Below are 18,156 nucleotides of genomic sequence, written 5' to 3'. Positions count from 1 at the left end.
ATAAGAGTTGATTAAGCTCATTTACACACGGATGTGTTGACGTCGATGTTGCCACAGGACGTGGCGTTCTTAATCGACGATCCGCTGTTGTCTTTTCAAAAAAGACTAAAGAATTAACGTTGACGTTTTTGTTCGTTCAGTTTTCAAAGATCAATTTTCTCTTTGTTATATTTTGCCTTATCGCTCAGAAGCGACTTTATTAATATAACATGTCACCCGATTAAAAGTCAACAACTTTTTTAAGTGAATTAAGTTGTTTAACTTGTCTCGCTGAGGACAAGAATTAATATACCATGCATAAGAAATGTTTGCAATATAATTTTTGAAAAAAGTTTACTTCTCTATTAATTAGGTATATAAACTATAACGTTCATTCTTCCCTCTATATAATGTTATTCATCAGAAACTCAACTTCTTGATTTAACCTCTGAATAAATATTCCGTTTTTTCACTGTTCTATTCTGCCGTCCACTAACATTATATAGGTAAGAACGCAATTTAGTAGTGTTCTCGCTCATATACCCACATACTTATCCACTTTTCACTCCCTTTAATATAAGTTGTCAACAAGGTTATACACAAGATGTGGATAACTTTATACACTTTTTCCACACTATATTTTATCCATATACCCATTAGAGGAATTAAGAAATAGTAATAGTTTTTGTCTAAACTTCATAAAATCTATTAACTCTACTATTAAAACGGAAGGTGTGAATTATGCTGGAAACCGCAGCACTATATCTATCAGTAATCATGGCAGTATATCTGTTTGCTTATGCGTATGCAGAAGGAATTAAAATAGCGAATTCCGATGAAGAGGTCTATGGGGGCACCTTCATACTTTCGGTTACAGCAGCATTTATTTTCTCCGGACTAACGTATGTATTTATATAAAAAAATCTCCCACTTTGCGGGAGATTTTTTTATAAAGAAATTTATTGAATACTTTTTTCTAAACTATTAATAAGACCTTTTATATCACTCCACACATAAGCAACTTCCACACATCTTGTGCCCGCTATCGTTATTTCCTCTTCATCTGCTTTCTCCGGATGGAAATTCTCATAGAACTGCCTGCTTTTATTATCTGCAAGCACCCAAACAAGGACAGATCTGAATCCCGCTTTCGAAAGCTCTTTGACACCAGACAAAAAAAGCTTGGTTCCTATCTGGTTTCCTTGGTAATTTTCTAAAAGGTAGATCGCGTATAACTCACCATCTGCATCAAACCGTTTCGACCGCTCAGGGCCCACTGATGCAAACCCAACAATTTTTCCTTCTTCAGTTTCTGCTGCAAAAACAAATTCATTCTCTCTCTTGGTACCGAGAGATTCCAGCCAAAGTTTTTCACGGCTTTCAACTTTAAGGTTTTCTAAAAAATTCTGATCCAAAATCCCTTTATAGGTTTCCTTCCAGCTTTTCACATGTACTTCTGCAATAACTCTTGCATCCTTCAACATCGCTCTGCGAATAACAGCCATTGTTTCTCCCCTTACCCGGAAATCGTTGTTTTTTTCTTTAATTCCTTCATGCGGATTCTTCTCTCATCCAATAAGAAAAGAGAGATTCCTCCTATTACAATGGATCCTCCAAGAAACTGGGTCCAAACAACCGACTCCTGCAGGAGGTAATAAGCTAATACAGCGGCACCAACTGGTTCAAATAGAATGGCCATGGAGATGGTTGAGGTGCTAAGCCATTTTAACGACCAATTAAACAATGTGTGTCCAAGCAATGTTGGAATGAGGGCCAGCAAAATAAAATATACCCAATCACTCGTTCCATACGGCAATAATGGCTCCTGTACGATAAGTACATACAACAGCAATGTAACAGTGCTTATGCTATATACAACAAAAGTGTAAGTTATAAGCGAAAGTCTTTTTCTCACAGTCTGCCCGAACATCAAGTAAGCCGTTACCAAAGCACAGGCAATGAGTGCCAGGATATCCCCAAATAAAGCAGAACCGCTTATTTTGAAATCACCCCAGCTTATAATGACACTTCCGCCTATAGCCAATAGCCCGCTTAAGATCGCTTTCCAGGTAAACTTTTCTTTAAAAAAGAAATACGTTCCCGCAAAAGCAAATAGTGGCTGCAGGGTGACGAGTACAGTAGAACTTGCTACTGATGTGTAATTTAACGATTCAAACCAAAGAATAAAGTGGAATGCTAAAAACACACCGGCAATGATTGAGTAGATCCAATACCGCCTTGTAATAAGACGAAGTTCCGGAACATATTTTATAAGAAATACAGGCAACATGAAAAGGACAGAAAAAAAGAGCCGGTAAAAGGCAATTACGCCTGATGGAGCACTGGATACTTTCACAAGAATGGCCGATGTGGAGACGGAAATAACACCAATCGCAAGAGCGACATAAGGGTTTACTTTTGTATCTGACATTTTCATTACTCCTTGTTTCTGTTTCCTGAATTTTAGGGTATAAACTATTTTACAACGTACTGTTGAACTTTTACTATGCTTTTATTATTTTCTTTTTAAGGATTTAAATGAAATCATATTGGATATATAATACATTAAAAAAGCGGGAGATAGCATGAGCAGTTTAGAGATAGAAATTTTAATGAAATTGGGGATTTCAGCTGTCTTGGGCCTCGTCATTGGGCTTGAGCGGGAATTAAAAAGAAAGCCTGTTGGTTTAAAAACAAGTTTGGTTATTTCAATTGTCAGCTGTTTGCTGACGATTGTATCCATCGAATCAGCTTATATGTTCCCTGGGAATGATGACATCAACATAACGATGGATCCGCTTCGTTTGGCAGCACAGATCGTTTCAGGTATAGGCTTCCTGGGTGCAGGTGTTATTTTACGAAGAGGAAATGATAGCATCTCAGGACTAACCACCGCAGCTTTAATCTGGGGAGCGGCTGGCATCGGCATTGCAGTTGGAGCTGGATTCTATATTGAAGCTATGGCTGGAGTCGCTTTGCTCATCATCTCTGTCGAAGTAGTTCCTTTGGTAATGGGCTTAATCGGACCTCGACAATTAAGGGAAAAAGAAATTACTCTTCAGCTGAAAGTAAAGGATAAAGCAAACATCGCCGACATCATCCCGGCAGTTAAGGATCTCGACATATCTATCAAGCATATTCGGATAAAAGATCTGGAGGAAGAACAGCAGCACCTTGTCCAGCTCATTGTAGCGGTTGACTATAAAAGAAGAACCACGGATGTATATTACAGCGTATCGAATATTAAGGGTGTTCAATGCATGGAAATTGACAGCATGCAATAAAATTGAAAATTTTTTTAAAATCCCTCTTGCAAGCAGACTCCGATGTGGTTATAATTTTTCTTGTACCAACCACCCGGGGGATTAGCTCAGCTGGGAGAGCGCAACGCTGGCAGCGTTGAGGTCAGGGGTTCGAGCCCCCTATTCTCCATACAGAAAACAAAGGGAGAAAGCCTTGATATAGAAGGCTTTTCTCCTTTTTTTATGCCTTCTAATTTGTAAAAACCTAAGCCAAATATGCACTTTTGGTCACACTTTGGTCACAGTTAACTCATCGAATGATTTCGTCTAAATGTTTAACAGCTTCTTCTTGCATGGTTGGAAGGACATGCGAATAAGTTTCCAATGTTACTTTGATATCGCTGTGCCCTAATCGTTCGGAAATAACTTTTACATTCACACCTTTTGAAAGAAGCAGGGTTGCATGAGTGTGCCTTAAATCATGAAAGCGTATTTTTGGAACATCTGCTAAATTAATTAGCCTATTAAACGACCTTCTTACATTTGCGGGGTTTAATGGCGTCCCATGTTGCGTGCACGCTATCAAATCAAAGTCCTGGTATTCGGGACCCAAGCTCAGCTTTTCTTTTGAAACAATCCTTTTGCGCCGTTTAAGATGATTTATTGTCGCCAATGACAAATTTATCGTTCTTAAACTGGATTTAGTTTTTGCTCCACTCAAAAAGGTTTTTCCATCATGGCTTAATGTTTGCTGGATATTTATTAGCCCCTTCTCCAAGTCAACATCCTTCCAACGCACACCTAATATCTCGCCCTGCCGCATTCCTGTTGTTAATGCCAATATGAAAACTATATAAATTGGATCCTTTTTCGCAACCTCAAGGAAACAATTCACTTCATTTTCATTCCAAATATTCATTTCTTTTTTATTTGATTTTGGCAGCTTAACCTTTTTTGCAGGATTTTTAGGAATCATTTCAAAATCCACTGCGTGTTCGAGTGAGTTTCTTATTATTTCAAACGTCTTTTTTACTGTCGAGCTTCTTAATCCGGCCTGGGAAAGACCATTAATGAAGGTTTGTATCTGGATCGCTGTAAGTTTAGATAACATTACCTTTCCTAAACAGGGTATTATCTTGCCATTGAGATGGTCTTTATAAACTCTAGCGGTTTGGACACCAATGCTGTTTTGTTTTGTCTTAAACCACTGTTCTAGATAGTCTTTATAAAGAACTGTAGAAGGCTCGATATAAGACCCTTTATTAACAGCATTGATTGCTTCTGCTAAAGCCATTTGAGCTTCTTTTTTCGTCTTAAATCCCCTTTTTTTCTTTTGCTTACGTTCGCCATTAGCATTAGGCAAGGAAAAAACATAGTACCAGCTTTTCCCTTCCTTTTTTACAGATCCTTTCACTTGCATCTCTCTCCTTAATTTTAGAGAAAAGTGCTACTTCCGATTTTACGGAAATAGCACTTTTCTCTTACTTGGATATGAGAGTGCCTTTTAAGCACATCTCTTTTTTGAGATGTGACAGTATGCCACTTTTAAATATATATTTAAATCATTAACGCAATCAATAGTGCAATTGCGGTTGTTAATTATTACCATAGTCAATGTCATTTCCATAAAGCCAGCTGACAAAAACGGCCTTAAATACTTTTATTCTTCTGCCGACTCTAACAGTATGGAACTCCCCTGAAGATACCAATTCATAGGCTTGCCGTCTGCCAATTCCTAAAATCTTTTGGATATCCTCGACATTTAACACATCTGGATACTTATCAATACTTTTAATAATTATTCCTCTCCTTTTCGGGATATACTGTTCCATTCAGATATTGAGACAAAACCTTCATTGTTACCTCTTTTGATTCCTGATTTATTTCAATATCCCCATCTAATAAGGCCTCGACGGTCTTAAGCTGGTCCATTAATGGGGCATACCAACTTGTAACCAATATCTCGGGTTGAATGTTTATTCGGCTACAGAATTCATAGAATCCTTCATATACCCCTTTTACGTGGCCAACTGTCCAGTAAAAATGATCAAGTATTGAATTAGGTATCTTTTCTAATGCACCCATCAAAGCAATCTCATTAATCTCATTTTCAGTTGGCGCCCTTCCTTCTATATCAAATGGAGGTTTTCTATTGTTGCTTTCATTCCAATTTTGATTTGCCCCTGTAACATAATGCTTAATAACCCCCTGTAGTGATTCCAGGTGATATTTTAGAGACTGATCCGCAATGATATATCCATAATATGCTTCTGACCACAGACAATTGAAAACTAATATGACTTTGAGGCTCCCCTCCAGCAAATCAGTAAAATCTGTATCTTTCATTTTGTATACTCCATGTGGGCAAGTTCCTGCTAACCGTTCTGCTTCTACTTCATCATCTCTTGCCAAGGCATCAAGCGTTAGCCTAAACCTTTCAGAGGGTGTTAACTTGTTATATAACTTCGTAAGGGACTTCACCCTGACATCCTCCCTTTTAATACAGATTCGAGGGCCTCAACTCTTGCAGCCATATCTGAAATTTCAACAGCTTTTAAAGTGATACTTGCTAAGTATCCAATTGTCCGGGCTTTTTCCAAGGTTCCCGCTGTTTTATCTTGATGGACTGCATTAATTTGATTTTCTAATAAAGACAGTATGTCCTGGGCTGTTTTTAGTCTAAATGACAGAGGTACCAGGGCTTGACTGGGGTTTGACTCCCCAGCCCTTTGCACCCTTTTATATTCTCGATCGTAAGCCTTCCGTTTTTCAGGGTCTTTATATGGCAATGCTATCACCTCCGGAATTACTTAGATAAGGCTTTTTAAGCACCAAAACCTGTGTTAATATTTACTTAGGTAAAAGAACTGATTGCGGCTCTCCCCATCCTTCTGAGGGAAGGCCTCTTTTTTATATTGTGTTTTCCATATTTGACTCTCTTCTTCGCAATAAGAGCCACTCATGAATTCCTTCGCATAATTCCAGTGTGGATATGGTTACACACCTATCCTCTAATTCTCTTAAACATATATTCCCGTTATGTTTTTTTAAGATTTCATAAACATGCCAGCTATTCATGACGCCCTCCTATTCTCAATTCATTAAGCGGTTTGAAAACATTTGTTTCACGGATAAAACGCATTTCCAATTTGCCAATTGCTCCATTACGGTTCTTGGCCACATGGATTTCCGTTATTCCTTTCCTTTTTTCCGATTGATTGTAGTAATCGTCCCGGTAAAGAAAAAGTATCATATCTGCAGTTTGTTCGATTGCTCCTGATTCTCGAAGATCACTCATTAAAGGCCGCCGATCTTGGCGTTGTTCAATTTGCCTGCTCAGTTGCGCTAAAACAATAATGGGGACCTTTAATTCAACTGCCATTCTTTTTAAATCAAGAACAATTTGTTCAATTTCATGATGACGGCTTGTCCCTCTTTTGGTTGGTTTTATTAACGTTAAAAAGTCAATTATGATCACGTGCTTTTTGTTGCGATTCTCCCTAACGCTTTTGCGGATTAAAGCCCTCATAGCAGGAACTGAGTTTTCAAGGCTGGTCTCGAGGTGTAATTTATCCAATATAGCTACCGCCCTGTGATATCGATTCCAATCATCTTGTGAAAAATGTTTATTCGGATTCTTCATTTTCATAAGATTAATTTCCCCTGCAAGTGCTATCAATCTATCAACAATTTGTTCTTTAGACATCTCAAGACTAAAAAACATTGCTTTAATATTGTCCTTTCTACAGCCGTTAAGCACTATGTTTAGCGCAAATGCTGTTTTCCCCATAGAAGGCCGGGCCCCTATAATAATTAAATCTCCGTGTTGCCAACCATCCGTTAAAACATTCAAATTTGGATACCCAGTATCTACACCACTAAGACCGCTTTCAGGGCTGCTGAGATGTTCTTCATAGCGGGCTGCCATAAGTTCTCTAAATGACTCCCTGCCTTTAACGATGTCTAATTCAAGAGCACTTAGCCTCTCAAGGAGTTCCATTAATAAAATGGGATCAATTACATCTTCTGCTTCTTCTAAAAACTTGTTTACAGATTCTTTTGCCTGCTGAATCATCCAAAAACTATAGATTTGTTCTTGATACTTATAGAAAATGCTGATTGAGGGAACACAAGATGCAAGTTCGGATAAATACGAGAACCCACCAAACGAATCAATTGCACTATCGCCAAGCTGTGACATTACATATAAATCTACTCGCTGACCTTGTTTTTTTAGTTCTAACATTTTGGTGAATAATGCCTTGTGCTGATTATGATAAAAGTGCTTGGGCTGCAAAGATGCTTCTTCAATTAAACTCCAATCCTGTAAAATTGAACCTAAGAAAAACTGTTCATTTTGTATCTGTTGCTCAATTCTCCGAAACACATTATTCCTCCCCGCTGCCGAAAATTCTTTTATAGTCGAAATCAGTTAAGCTTCGACCCTGGTATGTTAAGTCAGAAATTGTCGGAGGATAACGATTATGCCTTGCGTAATCAAGCAAATTTGCCATAACTGCATCCTTGTCATAACTTTTCAAATGAAAATACCAAGCCTCAACCATTTTTTGGTCTGCTTCAAACCTGTTAGGATAAATCAGTGTCAAATGTTCCAAAACATCAATCACTTCCACTCTCTTCATCTGCCTTCATGGCCTCCTCTCTTAATGCTTCCAAATTCCCCGGTCGCTTCGACTTATGAATCAATTGTTGATTCAGATAACCTTCAAATTTGTTCCCGAATAGTGTGGCCGGCCTCAAATAACTTTCATATTGGCCACCAAGCCATTCTTCTGCTTTTACCTTGGTAACATGCTTAAAATCTTCTAACCTGAAACCTTCATTCCATCGCTCCTTGATAAGACTTCTTGTGTGTTTACCAGTTGAACGAAAATTTTTGTTCCCCGCTTCATTTAAAAAGTGAATAATTTCGCTATAAGGTATATTTTCATTTATCACCTTTTTTTCTTTATTATTTATTGCCCCCGCTTTGCCCTTGCTTTGCCCTTGCTTTGCCCTGACACTGCCGGTTTCTTTGATCACTTCTTTGGCCACATAATTTTGGGGATCCTGATAAACCTCGTAATTTACAATGGTTAAAAGCAAACCTTTCTTTGCCCTACTCTTTGCCTCGTCCTTTGTCAAAAAGTTGTGTTTTACCAATTTTCCAACAGCGTTACGCACAACTTTTACTGTGACATCCTTGTCTCCAATATCATTTACGAGCTGTTGATATGAAGTGGCAACTTGTCCTCTTTTAAGGAAAAGTATTTCGCCATTGCGAACAACTTCATTATCTTGGAATTGTGCTTGAAGCAGAAGTTCGATCAAGACTAGGCGATGAGTTGCTTTTAAACTTTTCCATAAAGGAGAACCTCTTATTTTTCTTGCAAGCATTACGTATCCACCCGGGATATAGTCCATTGGAACATCACCTCATACGACTAGTTAATTGAATGCTTCCAACCTCCTTGCAGTGCTGAGCCACCTTTGTCAATCCAATCATTAAGTTTTCCTTCATCAACACGAATTTGTCTTCCTATTTTTACTGTTGGAAGTATTCCTCTTCTCGCTAGCGAATAGGCACGTTCGGAACTAACACTTAATATTTTAGCTACCTCAGGTACCGTTAATAGGTTGTTTCCCATTGTTAATCACCTCCGGTATGCCCTTATAATCTCAGATACATTGAAATATTTTTATAGAAATTAAGAAAAAACCCTTAATTTCTAGATGGGTTAACAATAAAATTTCAAATATTCCGCCTTTTATGATAAGGTATTATAAGTTGTTTTTAAGTGAAATGAGTTCCTTTGAATTTATTTTTTTTGCTTTAAAAGGAGATTTAAATTAATGAAATATTTGACTAAATCTATGATTAATAACCTTCAATACAATAGGCGATTACAAGAATGTTGCTTCCTATTAAGGAAAAAATATCACTTTTCTGTTCGCTTGCCTTTAAAACAATTTTGGGATGAACGAGAAATTCATTATTTTGATTTCGATAAGATTCCCCAGACAAGAAGCTGCTTAGAATACGATCTAAAAAGAATATGTCTTCTCTGTAGCCTGAATCCGAATTTAAACAACTACTTGCTTATTTTCACTTTTTCACATTATGGTGTATGGAGAACTACCAGATGGCTTCAGAAAAAGGAGCTTCGTGAGGATAATGTTGAAGACCTTCAAATTACTGCTGCATTTAAAACTATTAATTATCTTTACTCTTTAATTTTATCTGCCCGGATACACGTGGACCCATTAGTTGACATTTACATCGAAAATAAGGTTTTTAAAAAGATCAAGGAAAATAATTGGGGAAATCCCTATATTGAAAAGCCATCCGAAAAAAATGAATTGAAAAATTTTTTATTCCAGACTACTCACACCCTTCCTTTAGAAATAGCAAATATTTCAGAAGCAATGGATCAAGAGAATTATGGTGACCAACCTTTTACCGAACAACGATATACAGAAACAAAGCGGCGTAATTATTACTTTTGGAGATGGAGCAAAAGAGGGTTTACACTTTTTGAAATGGGGCAGAAGTGGAATGAACTAAAAAATAATGTGAATGATGATTACGAAAGAGCTTTAATAGATGACAAAGTCAATAAGGGCTTAAAAAGTTATATTTCTACACATGGCCCCTTGTTCGAACATCAATCGACTATTGGTTGGTTTAAACATTTCCTGAACTATTACAGTGAAAAAGAGGCAGCTGAAAGGGTGTTCGAAATGGCAGCTCGAAGTGTTTCAGAGATTTTGGAAAGAGAAGTAATATCACAATGGGATAATCAATAAATAGAAAACACTGCCTCAACTTCATTTTGAGAAGTTGAGGCTTTTCCTCTTTATTAAAAATGTAGCAATACAAGAGTATCATATCACTACTTTATCTAAGTTTATTTTGTTGAATTATCATGTGTTACTACGGGAATGGAGAACCCTATTTTAACCTGGTAAAGCAGAGATGGACTGGGATCGTAATAAAAAGGGTTGAGCCTAGGATTTTTTATAGCCTGGAGGGTGAATGGGGTTTATGTCTCCGGACGCGAAAAAAGAGTTTTATCGCCAATTTAAATAGAAAAAGCATTCCCAAGCAAAAGACCGTCAAGTAATCACCTGACAGTCTTTTGCTTCTGCACTATTCCTTGTTTTTTTTCTCTTTAGACTGATTATAGTTGTATTGAGAACGGTCAACTGGAGTAAAATTCTCAGGAGTATAGAAGCGCAGCAGATCCCCATTTACAACCTTATCTGAGAGTGCCAGTTTTTGCTCCGTAATTTCCTGGAGTTTTTTAGCTTCCTCTAATCGCTCTTCTTCCAGCAATTGTCCAGTAGTTGAATCATAATATTTGCCGTCCGCAGAAGTGATGGTAGGACTCACAAAATCTCCGTTTCTAAATGGAACAAGATCATCATGCTGTTCAGATAGTAGATCTGTTCCAAAATGTACGTATTCCTTTGTGTCGATACCCAGCAAATGAAGAAGGGTCGGAAGGAGATCAATTTGTCCTGCGAACTCATGGTTAACTCCGCCATCCATTCCCGGTACACGAATGAATAAAGGGGTACGCTGCAATCCCGCACTTTCAAACGGGGTAATTTCTTTTCCGATTACTTCCTTCATTGCCTTGTTGTGATTGTTAGATATTCCGTAGTGATCGCCATACATGATAATAATGGAATTATCATATAAACCTGTTCCCTTTAAGTACGCGAAGAATTGTTCTAGAGCTTCATCTGCATATCTCGCTGTCTGGAAGTAATTATCTACGGTTTTATTTCCTGTAGTATGCTTTCCAAGCGTTGCTTCTTCTTCATCAATTGTAAACGGAAAATGATGAGTAACCGTAATAAAATTTGCGTAAAACGGCTGAGGCAATGATTCTAAATAAGGCATGGATTGTTCAAAAAATGGTTTGTCCATTAAACCATAATCAGCTAGATCATCCGGATTCATTTCAAAATAACTGGAATCATAAAACTTATCATATCCCAGTGATTTATAAATTTCATCACGGTTCCAAAAGCTTCCTGTATTCCCATGGAACACAGCAGATGTGTACTCCTGCTGCTGGCTTAAGATTGCAGGCGCAGCTTGATAGGTATTTAAACCTTTTGTTGTAAAAGCTGAACCTTGAGGCAATCCATATAGCGAATTTGCTACCATAAATTCAGCATCAGCTGTTTTCCCTTGAGCTGTTTGATGAAAGAAATTATCAAAGTAAAGTGTATTCTCTTCGTTCGTTAAGGAATTTAAGAACGGTGTAACCTCTTCACCGTGCAATTCGTAATCAATAAGGAAATTTTGAATGGATTCCATGTGCACATAGATAACATTCATCCCTTTACCTGCACCAAAGTATTCCGGATTTGGCTCAGCATGATTTGATTTTGTAAAGTTTATAATCTCCGTTGTATCATTACTGTCTGCTAAAACCCTCTGTGCGGTGGCTTTTGTACTTTGGACAGCATCATAAATTGTATAATTGTACATCCCTAAATATTTTACAATGTAATTGCGATCAAATCCTCTTGTTAATAATTGAGGACGGTCCACTTCTGCAATTGCCAGATTTATGCCTGATATACTTAAAGCAATCAGCAGCAAAGCGGTTACCTTTCGCGTAGCTATCTTCCTTACTTCTAATCTCTTAAAATTGAATGAAAGAAAAACCAGAAGCAGAATTACATCTGCAAAGAATAACACATCCCAAGGTTTTAAAAGAGTACCAATGCTGCCGCTAACATCTCCAAAGTTTTGGGTCTGCGTTAAAGTCGGCAATGTTATAAAATCATTGAAAAAGCGATAATATAAAACATTTGCATATAATAGGAACGACATTAATAAATCAATTAAAATTAGTGAGATATACTTTTTACGCTTTAAAAATAAAAAAGCAAAACCTAAAAATAATAGAGACGAACCCAGCGGATTTAAAAATAGTAAAATTTGTTGGATGGTATTTTCAATTCCCAAATTAAATTGTGTTAATTGAACAAAGTAGGTCTTTAACCAAAGGAATACAACTGCAGTTAAGAAAAAGAAAGCAAATTTATTAGTTACCCTTTTATTTAATAGTATTTTCATTTCTACCCTTCTTTCTTTAATGGCCAGTTTTGACAGCCATGTCTGCAAATTAGTCTTCTAAATGAGGATTGGGTTATAATCCAAATTAAAAGCTGTAATTTGAAGTTCAATAAAAGATAAAAAGAGTTTAACACGAATCGTCCCAAAAATGAACCATTTTGGTACTGGTAATTATCCATATGGTATGATAGTCATATGAACGATTGACAGTCAGGGGAGTGCTGGTAATGCTGATTGGATATGCAAGACCGTATTCAAGTGATCCAAACTGTGAAGAACAACATATGCTTCTTACAAATATGAACTGCGACAAAATCGTAAGTGAGGCTCACTTTTCCTCTAAACAGAGAATAAACCTTAAAAATATAATAAACAGCCTTAATCCAGGAGACAAAGTCGTTGTTGGGAAGCTCTTTGCATTTGCAGATTCTGCACGGCATCTTGTGGAGCTATTAAGCGCTATAGAGGGTAAAGGAGCTCATTTTCTGTCCCTTAAGGAAGGGATTGATACAAGTAAAAATATAAAGGGTTCGTTTAAAGACATTGTTTTACACATTGTAGAATTTGAATCCGATATTATTAGTGAAAAAACCAAGGAAGGCATTAATGAAGCAAAACAGAAAGGAATCGTTCCTGGGAGGCCAAAAATACCCGACGAAAATGTGAAGAGAGCTATTGCAATGTATCAAAGCAAAGAGTATAGCTTAGCAGAAATTAAAAATGAAACAGGAATAAGCAAGTCTACTCTGTACCGATATCTCGGAAAATAAAAAGGGACCACTGCGGTCCCTTTTTTTCTATTAAATATTGTTTTACGCCTTAAAATTACCCGGTCAGTATTACTCCTTCAAGATCCCTATATTTCCATAATAAACGGCAGTATCATCGGACGCCGCCCTGTTTTATTAAACAAAAATGGCTGCGAGGCATCAATTATAACCCTTTTTAGATTTGTCCAATCTTTAGTTCCTTCAGCTAGTTCAGTTATAACTTTATCCTTAACAATCTCTTCAAGGTCATTAATAAGGCTGCCGGATTCCCTTATATAAACAAATCCTCTGGTAACAATAGCTGGTTTTGCTGCCAGCTTACGAGTATTTTTTTCAATTGCTAAGGTTACAATGACTAACCCTTCTTCGGATAGGATCCTTCTATCCCGCAGGACAATGTTCCCGATATCCCCGATTCCATTTCCATCGACATATACAGGCTGCGCTGGCACTGTATCAGTTATTTGTGCACTTTCAGATGTTAACTCTAAGACGTCTCCATTATCAAGAATAAAACAGTTTTCGCTTGAGATTCCGCAAGCGGCTGCTAAGCGAACATGTTCTTTTAGCATTCTGTACTCCCCATGGATGGGAATAAAAAATTTAGGTTTTACTAAGCGCAGCATTAGCTTTTGTTCTTCCTGCATCCCATGTCCTGATGTATGCACTTCACTTATTCTATGGTGGATGATCTCAGCACCGGCACGAAGCAATTTGTCCATAACCCTGCTTATACTTATTCCATTCCCGGGGATAGGGGAGGATGAAAAGACTATTTTATCTCCTGGGATTACTTGTATCTGCCTGTGATTCCCATTCGCAATCCGTGATAAAGCAGCCATTGGTTCGCCCTGGCTTCCTGTACAGATAATCGTCACTTCATTACTTAAAAGCTGGCCAATATCTTTTATATGAATAAAAGCCCTATCGGGAGCTGATATGTACCCAAGCCTTCTTCCGATTTCAAGAGTCTTCTCCATGCTTCTGCCCACAACGGCTATTTTCCGTTCGTGTTTTAGAGATGATTGGACCACTTGCTGGATACGGTCAATATTAGATGCAAATGTAGCGAAAATGACTCTGCCATCCGCATTTTGAAAAACTTCTTCAATCGCTTCAGCTACTTTCTTTTCCGATAAAGAAAAGCCAGGAACTTCACTATTAGTACTATCTGATAATAAGCAAAGCACCCCTTCCTTGCTAATTTCTGCAATTTTATGAAAATCAGTTTCCGCTCCGACGGGTGTTAAATCAAACTTGAAATCTCCCGTGTGAACAATATTCCCTTCAGGTGTTGACACCACAACACCAAAAGAATCGGCAATACTATGCGTTGTTCGGAAAAACCGTACTTTCAGGTTCTTCAATTGAACAACCGTTTCATTATCAATCTGCTGAAACCGCGCGCCTTTTATTCGATGCTCAGCCAGCTTGCTTTTAATCAATTCGATCGCAAAATCCCCGGCATAAATCGGTGCTTGCACATCACGGAACAAAAATGGGATTCCCCCTATGTGATCTTCATGGCCATGAGTAATGAAAATGCCTTTAAGCTTTTCTCTATTTTGTTTAAGATAGGTGTAATCTGCCAATACGTAATCAATTCCAAGCAGTTCATTATCCGGGAACTTAATGCCGCAGTCTATCAAGACCATTTCATCCATATATTCAATAACATATGTATTCTTCCCAATTTCCCCAAGGCCACCTAAGGCAAAAATTTTAACCTTATTCTCTTTTTTTATAGCCATTCATTCAACTCCTTTTAGTTTAAATTTTATTTAATCCCTTAATTTAGGGACTGTTTAGATTTATATAATATTTACTTTCTAATTAGTGCAAAAACATCTATCTCATTTAATTATATCATTTAAAAAACACCAATAACCTAAAATCATGGATAACAATCCCAATTTTGCAAACCACCAGGTACTAAATACTTAATAGGCAATAAAAAACACAGACATTGTCTGTGTTCATTTTACTATCATAACAGGCGCTTTAACCCGTTTAGCTATTTTATGACTCACACTCCCCAGGACCATTTCCTGCAAGGCGTTTAATCCTCGACTGCCGACTACAACAATGTCATAATTTCCTTTATTAGCGTAATCCACAATAGCTGGGCCTGGCTCTCCATGTAAAAATTTTATTTCATAAGATAGACCTTTTTCTTTAAGAAGGTTTTTAATTGGCTCCAAGCGGCGTTTTCTCTTTTCATCCACAACGGATTTTTCGTAATGGTGAAGGATGTCTTCTTTGGATGTCTGCCCATCAATCGCATATACAACAGTAAATTCAGCATCTGGATTCTGTTCAGCTAAATGTATTGCTTTCTTTGCACAACGTATGGAATGGTCAGAACCATCTGCTGCTATAAGTACTCTATTAAACATACCTTCACCCCTGAGAAAAAGTCTATAATTGTTTTTTAATTAATCTTATTTTTTAAAAGTGGCTGTTTCAATACGTCAAAACAGAAATGTGTGTCAAAATTATGATTTTGACGTATAGTTTTCTGAATTATTAAACTAATTATAAATGACATTGTGTGTAAATGTAAACGCATACATAATAAAAAAAGAACCAGCATTTAGCTAGTCCTTCATTATTTAACTATTAGCACCGGACATTCAGCTCTTTTTGCTACCTTATGGCTAACTCCACCTAAAACTAGTTCCTGAAGACCGTTCAACCCTCGGCTTCCAATGACCACTAAATCAAATTTATTTTTATTAACGTATTCTACAATGGTCGGACCTGGTTCACCATGGAGGACGATGATTTCATAGTTTACATTTGCCTCTTGGGCCTTTCTCTCTACCTCTCTCATCCGGTCTTTGCGCCTATCCCCAAAATCCGCAGAGTTCCAGTTCTTTAGGACATCCGCTTTTGATCGATCTCCGTCAACAACATAGACCACTTTTATTTGGGTTTCATTGTCACACTTCGCAATCTTGATGGCATGTTCGGCCGCACGCTTCGAGTGTTCTGAGCCATCTGCAGCCAGCAGAATTTTTTTATACATTGCCAAACCTCCTTAATGGGAACCGAGCTTATTTGCCAGTTTTCCAACTAATTCTGAACTGTCTTCGTTCAATCCGCTCACCTTAACATGATTCCCGTTTTCCTCAAATCGATATACAATTTTATCTATTGCTACAACAGCGGAATCATCCCACAAATGGGCCCTGCTAAGATCAATTTCGACGCCAGCTGCATCTTCTTTATAATCAAATTGCTTAATAAATTCAGTTACAGAAGCAAAAAACAGTTCTCCTTTTACTTGATAAACCCGTGTATTTCCCTCTAGCTTACTACTGACATGAACTTTCGATATTTTGGAAACAAAAAAGATCGCACTTAGCAGAATACCGGTAAAAACACCGATAGCCAAGTTATGAGTTAATACTACGGTCAAAACTGTAACAACCATCACTGCTGCATCCGTTTTTGGAAGGAGGTGAATGGTCTTTAGTGAGTTCCAATCAAATGTACTTATAGAAACCATAATCATTACTCCGGCCAGCGCTGCCATTGGAATCCGAACAACAATATCACCTAAGACCACAATTAAGAACATTAAAAACACACCTGCGACTAATGCTGAAAGCCTTCCCCTGCCGCCGGATTTTACATTAATAACTGATTGGCCAATCATTGCGCAACCTGCCATCCCTCCAAAAAAGCCGGTAATGATATTGGCAATTCCTTGTCCGCGGCTTTCCATATCCTTATCACTTTCAGAGTCTGTCATATCATCCACAATGGCCGCAGTAAGCAACGATTCCAGCAGCCCTACTACCGCAAGCGCAAGAGAGTAAGGAAGGATGATAATCAACGTATCGATTGTCAGCTGTATTTCCGGCAATAAAAATACAGGCAGGCTTTTTGATATAGCTCCTAGGTCCCCAACCGTCCGAACTCCTATATTCATGTATATTGTTATGATGGTAACAGCAATGATGGCAATAAGCGTAGAAGGAACCGCTTTAGTCAGATAAGGAAGGAGATAAATAATCCCTAAAGTTACTGCAACTAAAACATATATAATCCATCCTTCGCCTTCGAAATGCTGAAGCTGTGAAGTAAATATTAAAATCGCCAAAGCATTCACAAAGCCGACCATAACAGACCGAGGTATAAATCTCATATAGTGGGCAAGCTTAAAAACTCCAAAAAGTATCTGCAAAACACCTGTCAAGATTGTAGCTGCCAATAAATATTCCAATCCGTAGTCAGCTACCAAATCGATAAATAACAGGGCCATCGCTCCAGTTGCCGCGGAAATCATTCCGGGCCTTCCTCCCACAAAAGCAATCGTAACCGCGATGGTGAATGAAGCATAAAGGCCGACCATCGGATCTACACCGGCAATGATGGAAAAGGCGATGGCTTCCGGTATAAGAGCAAGTGCAACTACGATACCGGAAAGAATATCACCTTTTATGTTGTAGAACCAGGACTGTTTATAAGATGTGTACTCCAAAAAAACCCTCCTCTCTTTTTAAGTAGTTTGCGTAACTCTGGAAAAGTTAGCAACTTAACATCATTCCACATTTTTCAAATAACAAAAAACCTCCTGGACATATACAGGAGGTTTTGGTTTATCTATTTTATAATTAAAACAGGCGCTTTTACTCGTTTAGCAATTTTATGGCTTACACTTCCTAAAACCATTTCCTGTAGGCTATTCAATCCTCTGCTGCCGGCAGCAACCAGATCAAAATTGTGCGAATTAGCGTAATCAACCACTGTTTCAGCAGCCTCACCGTATAATAATTCATGGTTAAATGCAATCCCTTTGCTATTCATAAGGTCTTCTACTTTTTGCAATCTTTGTCGCCTTTTCTCATTTACTTCTTCTTTCGAGGAATAATGAAGCACGTCTTCTTTCGAAACCTTACTGTCAATAACATAAACAATTGTAACAAGAGAATCAGCAGTCACACTGGCTATTTCAGCAACCTTTTCAGCTGCTCTAATGGCATTCTCCGATCCGTCATATGCTAAAAGAATACTTTTGAACATTTAAACACACTCCTATCGAGTAGGAGGGGGTGAC

Annotated in this window: 20 protein-coding genes and 1 tRNA gene; 5 read left to right on the top strand and 16 right to left on the bottom strand. The window is 37.8% G+C overall.

Annotated features, from left to right (window positions below; translation table 11 throughout):
* Positions 1-720 precede the first annotated feature (720 nt).
* Entirely contained in the window at positions 721-897 is a 177-nt protein-coding gene (locus tag J7I93_RS22940; protein WP_214728898.1) for a hypothetical protein, read from the top strand.
* A gap of 41 nt (positions 898-938) precedes the next feature.
* Here the strand turns inward: J7I93_RS22940 and J7I93_RS22935 are convergent, their stop codons facing one another.
* Both J7I93_RS22935 and J7I93_RS22930 read right to left on the bottom strand, forming a co-directional pair.
* Positions 939-1,484, bottom strand: a complete 546-nt coding sequence (locus J7I93_RS22935; RefSeq protein WP_214728896.1) for a GNAT family N-acetyltransferase — start codon at positions 1,482-1,484, stop codon at positions 939-941.
* Positions 1,485-1,495: 11 nt separating this feature from the next.
* A complete protein-coding gene (locus tag J7I93_RS22930) occupies positions 1,496-2,410 on the bottom strand; it encodes a DMT family transporter (RefSeq protein ID WP_214728894.1) in 915 nt (304 codons plus the stop codon).
* A gap of 154 nt (positions 2,411-2,564) precedes the next feature.
* On the opposite strand from J7I93_RS22930, the gene J7I93_RS22925 reads away from it, so the two are divergent.
* Together J7I93_RS22925 and J7I93_RS22920 are read left to right on the top strand one after the other, a co-directional pair.
* Positions 2,565-3,263, top strand: a complete 699-nt coding sequence (locus tag J7I93_RS22925) for an MgtC/SapB family protein (protein WP_214728892.1) — start codon at positions 2,565-2,567, stop codon at positions 3,261-3,263.
* Between the two features lie 75 nt (positions 3,264-3,338).
* Positions 3,339-3,411 (top strand) — tRNA-Ala (locus tag J7I93_RS22920).
* 120 nt (positions 3,412-3,531) lie between these two features.
* Here the strand turns inward: J7I93_RS22920 and J7I93_RS22915 are convergent.
* The 8 genes from J7I93_RS22915 to J7I93_RS22880 form a co-directional block, all read right to left on the bottom strand.
* Positions 3,532-4,635, bottom strand: a complete 1,104-nt coding sequence (locus J7I93_RS22915) for a tyrosine-type recombinase/integrase (protein WP_214728890.1) — start codon at positions 4,633-4,635, stop codon at positions 3,532-3,534.
* A 181-nt stretch (positions 4,636-4,816) separates the two neighbouring features.
* A complete protein-coding gene (locus tag J7I93_RS22910; RefSeq protein WP_214728888.1) occupies positions 4,817-5,053 on the bottom strand; it encodes a helix-turn-helix domain-containing protein in 237 nt (78 codons plus the stop codon).
* Positions 5,013-5,702, bottom strand: coding sequence for a hypothetical protein (locus tag J7I93_RS22905; protein WP_214728886.1), 690 nt, complete (start codon positions 5,700-5,702; stop codon positions 5,013-5,015). Before J7I93_RS22905 ends, J7I93_RS22910 begins: the two co-directional genes overlap by 41 nt.
* Positions 5,699-6,010 (bottom strand): hypothetical protein, encoded by a 312-nt coding sequence (locus J7I93_RS22900; protein WP_214728884.1) that lies wholly within the window; start codon positions 6,008-6,010, stop codon positions 5,699-5,701. Before J7I93_RS22900 ends, J7I93_RS22905 begins: the two co-directional genes overlap by 4 nt.
* Before the next feature lie 281 nt (positions 6,011-6,291).
* On the bottom strand, positions 6,292-7,608 hold the full coding sequence (locus tag J7I93_RS22895; protein WP_214988611.1) for a replicative DNA helicase: 1,317 nt from the start codon (positions 7,606-7,608) through the stop codon (positions 6,292-6,294).
* A gap of 1 nt (position 7,609) precedes the next feature.
* Positions 7,610-7,864, bottom strand: a complete 255-nt coding sequence (locus J7I93_RS22890; protein ID WP_214728882.1) for a replicative helicase loader/inhibitor — start codon at positions 7,862-7,864, stop codon at positions 7,610-7,612.
* Positions 7,842-8,618 carry a conserved phage C-terminal domain-containing protein gene (locus tag J7I93_RS22885; RefSeq protein WP_214728880.1) on the bottom strand — a complete coding sequence of 259 codons (777 nt, stop codon included), beginning with the start codon at positions 8,616-8,618 and terminating at the stop codon, positions 7,842-7,844. The genes J7I93_RS22890 and J7I93_RS22885 overlap by 23 nt, the downstream gene beginning before the upstream one ends.
* A 47-nt stretch (positions 8,619-8,665) precedes the next feature.
* A complete protein-coding gene (locus J7I93_RS22880) occupies positions 8,666-8,869 on the bottom strand; it encodes a helix-turn-helix domain-containing protein (RefSeq protein WP_214728878.1) in 204 nt (67 codons plus the stop codon).
* A 205-nt stretch (positions 8,870-9,074) separates the two neighbouring features.
* On the opposite strand from J7I93_RS22880, the gene J7I93_RS22875 reads away from it, so the two are divergent.
* On the top strand, positions 9,075-10,028 hold the full coding sequence (locus tag J7I93_RS22875; protein ID WP_214728875.1) for a hypothetical protein: 954 nt from the start codon (positions 9,075-9,077) through the stop codon (positions 10,026-10,028).
* A gap of 343 nt (positions 10,029-10,371) precedes the next feature.
* On the opposite strand, the gene ltaS is transcribed toward J7I93_RS22875, so the two are convergent.
* Entirely contained in the window at positions 10,372-12,321 is a 1,950-nt protein-coding gene (gene ltaS, locus J7I93_RS22870; protein WP_214728873.1) for a lipoteichoic acid synthase, read from the bottom strand.
* Positions 12,322-12,548: 227 nt separating this feature from the next.
* On the opposite strand from ltaS, the gene J7I93_RS22865 reads away from it, so the two are divergent.
* Positions 12,549-13,091: a recombinase family protein gene (locus J7I93_RS22865; RefSeq protein WP_214728871.1), complete on the top strand. Its 543-nt coding sequence runs from the start codon at positions 12,549-12,551 to the stop codon at positions 13,089-13,091.
* Between the two features lie 86 nt (positions 13,092-13,177).
* On the opposite strand, the gene rnjA is transcribed toward J7I93_RS22865, so the two are convergent.
* The 5 genes from rnjA to J7I93_RS22840 all read right to left on the bottom strand — a co-directional run bounded on the left by rnjA (position 13,178) and on the right by J7I93_RS22840 (position 18,122).
* Positions 13,178-14,842, bottom strand: coding sequence for a ribonuclease J1 (rnjA, locus tag J7I93_RS22860; RefSeq protein ID WP_214728869.1), 1,665 nt, complete (start codon positions 14,840-14,842; stop codon positions 13,178-13,180).
* Between the two features lie 225 nt (positions 14,843-15,067).
* On the bottom strand, positions 15,068-15,487 hold the full coding sequence (locus J7I93_RS22855; protein WP_214728867.1) for a universal stress protein: 420 nt from the start codon (positions 15,485-15,487) through the stop codon (positions 15,068-15,070).
* Between the two features lie 212 nt (positions 15,488-15,699).
* The gene (locus tag J7I93_RS22850) at positions 15,700-16,119 is read right to left on the bottom strand and encodes a universal stress protein (protein ID WP_214728866.1); all 420 of its coding nucleotides are present in this window, start codon (positions 16,117-16,119) and stop codon (positions 15,700-15,702) included.
* Positions 16,120-16,131: 12 nt separating this feature from the next.
* Positions 16,132-17,580, bottom strand: coding sequence for a SulP family inorganic anion transporter (locus J7I93_RS22845; protein WP_214728864.1), 1,449 nt, complete (start codon positions 17,578-17,580; stop codon positions 16,132-16,134).
* Positions 17,581-17,702: 122 nt separating this feature from the next.
* A complete protein-coding gene (locus J7I93_RS22840; protein ID WP_214728862.1) occupies positions 17,703-18,122 on the bottom strand; it encodes a universal stress protein in 420 nt (139 codons plus the stop codon).
* Positions 18,123-18,156: the final 34 nt, after the last annotated feature.

The sequence above is a fragment of the Bacillus sp. ISL-47 genome (assembly GCF_018613175.1).
GTDB lineage: Bacteria > Bacillota > Bacilli > Bacillales > Cytobacillaceae > Cytobacillus.
This window is presented reverse-complemented; position numbering and strand designations above follow the sequence as displayed.

Bases quoted from the DNA above. Each gene is read 5' to 3' on its own strand.
- J7I93_RS22850 (WP_214728866.1), bottom strand. From the start codon at position 16,119: ATGTATAAAAAAATTCTGCTGGCTGCAGATGGCTCAGAACACTCGAAG.
- J7I93_RS22940 (WP_214728898.1), top strand. From the start codon at position 721: ATGCTGGAAACCGCAGCACTATATCTATCAGTAATCATGGCAGTATAT.
- ltaS (WP_214728873.1), bottom strand. From the start codon at position 12,321: ATGAAAATACTATTAAATAAAAGGGTAACTAATAAATTTGCTTTCTTT.
- J7I93_RS22885 (WP_214728880.1), bottom strand. From the start codon at position 8,618: ATGCTTGCAAGAAAAATAAGAGGTTCTCCTTTATGGAAAAGTTTAAAA.
- J7I93_RS22855 (WP_214728867.1), bottom strand. From the start codon at position 15,487: ATGTTTAATAGAGTACTTATAGCAGCAGATGGTTCTGACCATTCCATA.
- J7I93_RS22930 (WP_214728894.1), bottom strand. From the start codon at position 2,410: ATGTCAGATACAAAAGTAAACCCTTATGTCGCTCTTGCGATTGGTGTT.
- J7I93_RS22840 (WP_214728862.1), bottom strand. From the start codon at position 18,122: ATGTTCAAAAGTATTCTTTTAGCATATGACGGATCGGAGAATGCCATT.
- J7I93_RS22865 (WP_214728871.1), top strand. From the start codon at position 12,549: ATGCTGATTGGATATGCAAGACCGTATTCAAGTGATCCAAACTGTGAA.
- J7I93_RS22875 (WP_214728875.1), top strand. From the start codon at position 9,075: ATGAAATATTTGACTAAATCTATGATTAATAACCTTCAATACAATAGG.
- rnjA (WP_214728869.1), bottom strand. From the start codon at position 14,842: ATGGCTATAAAAAAAGAGAATAAGGTTAAAATTTTTGCCTTAGGTGGC.
- J7I93_RS22925 (WP_214728892.1), top strand. From the start codon at position 2,565: ATGAGCAGTTTAGAGATAGAAATTTTAATGAAATTGGGGATTTCAGCT.
- J7I93_RS22880 (WP_214728878.1), bottom strand. From the start codon at position 8,869: ATGGGAAACAACCTATTAACGGTACCTGAGGTAGCTAAAATATTAAGT.
- J7I93_RS22910 (WP_214728888.1), bottom strand. From the start codon at position 5,053: ATGGAACAGTATATCCCGAAAAGGAGAGGAATAATTATTAAAAGTATT.
- J7I93_RS22890 (WP_214728882.1), bottom strand. From the start codon at position 7,864: ATGAAGAGAGTGGAAGTGATTGATGTTTTGGAACATTTGACACTGATT.
- J7I93_RS22935 (WP_214728896.1), bottom strand. From the start codon at position 1,484: ATGGCTGTTATTCGCAGAGCGATGTTGAAGGATGCAAGAGTTATTGCA.